Annotated in this window: 2 protein-coding genes and 1 pseudogene; all 3 read left to right on the forward strand. The window is 74.1% G+C overall.

Going from position 1 to position 2,649, the window contains the following annotated elements; translation table 11 throughout:
- The coding region (locus ND748_RS29705; protein ID WP_285902897.1) for a dihydrodipicolinate reductase C-terminal domain-containing protein at positions 1–243 on the forward strand (243 nt) is incomplete at its 5' end.
- A gap of 115 nt (positions 244–358) precedes the next feature.
- Entirely contained in the window at positions 359–2,260 is a 1,902-nt protein-coding gene (locus ND748_RS29710; RefSeq protein ID WP_251749517.1) for an Hsp70 family protein, read from the forward strand.
- Positions 2,261–2,272: 12 nt separating this feature from the next.
- Positions 2,273–2,649 (forward strand): annotated as a pseudogene (locus tag ND748_RS29715) (hypothetical protein); the annotation flags it as partial.

Here is a 2,649-nt window from a genome sequence, read left to right on the forward strand (position 1 = left end):
GCCACGGCGCTCGAGGGCGCCCGCGGCGCCCGGGTCGCGGGCGTGCCCGTGCACGCCGTGCGCCTCGCCGGCCTCGTAGCCCATCAGGAGGTGCTGCTCGGCGGCGCGGGGGAGACCCTGACCCTGCGGCACGACTCCTACGACCGCACCTCCTTCATGCCGGGGGTGCTGCTCGCCGTGCGACGCATCGCCGACCGACCCGGCCTGACAGTCGGCCTGGAACACCTGCTCGACCTGGACTGACCTGCTCAAGGGTGGACAGGCCTGGTCGATGGCGGACTGACCTGCTCGAGGGTGGACAGGACTGGTCGCCGGGTGTTCGTGGGGCGGCTCCGCCGCGAAAGATAGGTTTCCGGTTGTGGTCGGACACGTCGACCGCCGGCCGCCGGCGGGTACCCGCAGCGTCTTCGGGATCGATCTGGGCACGACGTTCAGTTGCCTGGCCCGCGTGTCGGGCGCCGGGGAGCCGCAGATCGTGCCGCTGTCCGACGGCGGGTTGACGCTGCCGAGCGTCGTGCTGTTCGTGGGCGCGGACGACTACCTCACCGGCCAGACCGCCCGCGACCTCGCCCGGGCCCGGCCCGACGACGTGTGCTCGCTGGTCAAGAGGCGGATGGGCGACGGCGACTGGCGCTTCATCACCCAGGGCGCGGCCTGGTCCGCGCCGGCCGTCAGCGGACTGATCCTCAAGGCGCTGGTCGCCGACACGGCGCTGGCCACCGGCGAGCGGGTCGAGGACGTCGTGATCACCGTGCCGGCGTACTTCGGCGACGAGGAACGCCGGGCGACGGTGCTGGCCGGCGAGTACGCGGGGCTCAACGTCGTCGACGTCATCAACGAGCCGACCGCAGCGGCCCTGTCCTACGGGTTCGCCCGCTTCGAGCTGGGCAGCAGACGGAGCCTCGGTGGCCCCGGCACCGCGGCAGAGGAGGTCGCCCTCGTCTACGACCTGGGCGGTGGCACGTTCGACGTCACCGTCGTCGAGCTCGCGGACCGGCGGGTCTCCGTCGTCACCATCGACGGCGACCATCAGCTCGGCGGCGCCGACTGGGACGAGAAGATCGTGCTGTATCTGTGCGACCGGTTCCTCGCCGAGCATCCGGGCGCCCCGGACCCCCTCGACGCCGGCGAGGGCTCCCAGGCGCTGCTGCTCGCCGCCGAGCGGGCCCGCCGTGACCTCACCGACGCAGCCACCACGACCGCCGTCGTCGAGCATGCCGGTCGCCGCACCGAGGTGGCGCTGACCCGCGACGAGCTGGAACGGCTCACCGCCGGGCTGCTCGACCGCACCGTCGCCCTGACCCGGGCCGCCCGCGACGCGGCGCTCGTCCGCGGGGTTCGCGGCATCGACCGGATCCTGCTCGTCGGCGGTGCCTCCCGGATGCCCGCCGTGGCCCGCCGCCTCGCCGCCGAGTTCGGGGTGCCCGTCGAGCTGGCCGATCCGGATCTTGCCGTGGCCCGCGGCGCCGCCGTCTACGGCGAGAAGAAGGCCCTGGAACGACTGGTGCTCGCCGATCTGGTCACCCGCGGGCAGCTCGTCGACGGCGCCGGGGTGGACGCCGCCGCCCCGGCCGATCTGGACGCGGCCTGCCGGCGGCTCGCCGACGCGCTCGGCCTGCCCGCACAGCGGGTACGTCGGACCGTCGAGGTGCAGGTTGTCAACGTAGTCTCCCGCGGCTTCGGCGTGCTGGCGCTCAGCGGCCTCGGGGAGCAGGGCGCGGTGTTCCTGGTGCACCGCAACGATCGGCTGCCGATCGCGGTCCGGCGGTCCTTCGGAACCGTCCGCGACGATCAGGACGCCGTCACCGTCTACGTGGTCGAACAGGCCGGCGGGGTGGAGTCGTCCCGGGTCGAGGACAACAAGGTGATAGCCGAGGCCGAGATCACCGGCATCCCGCCCGGCTTCCCGGCCGGGTCGCAGATTCAGATCGTCTTCCGGATGGGCTTCGACGGCATCCTCGAGGTCACGGCCACCCATGAGGGTCTCGCCGACCGACCGCTGACGGTGCGCGTCGAGACGTCGGCGGCGCTGAGCCAGGCCGACGTGGCCCGCGAGCGGGAGCAGGTCGCCCGGGCCCGCCGGGAACGCGGTGGTCTCCCGGGCGTCGAGCGTCGGCCAGGTCCCGGTGGTCCCGCCGGGGGACCTGGCAGATCTTCCGGGCCGGGCGGATCTTCCGGGCCGGGCGGGCTGGGCGGGTCGGGCGAGACTGGCGGCGGGCCGACGGGCGGGCTGGGCGGTCCGCCGGGCGGCTGGGTCTGACGGGGGACGACGATGCGTGCCTTTGAATCCGACGACTACCGTCGCCGGGTGCTCGCCGTGGTGCACCGCCGCGGCGGCGCCGAGCACAGCGACCCCTTCGAGATCTACGACATCCCGTTGGCGGCGGTGGACACCCTCGACGACGCGGCGATCCATGCCCGCATCGCCGAGGTCTGGGCCTTCTGGCAGCGCAGCCGGGACCATCCCCGCTACCGCGGGGTCATCATCGGTCTGCTCGACCTGCACACCGAGCTGGCCGCGACACTCGCCGACCGAACCTCGCGCCTGGCCCTGCGAGATCGGGTCGCCGCCGCCCGCGCCGCCCGGGACGACGAGCGGTTCGCGGCGCTCGATGCCGCCGTCGCGCGCCTCGTCGCCCGGTTCGGGGG

The organism is Frankia sp. AiPs1, assembly GCF_023716945.1.
Lineage (GTDB): Bacteria > Actinomycetota > Actinomycetes > Frankiales > Frankiaceae > Frankia.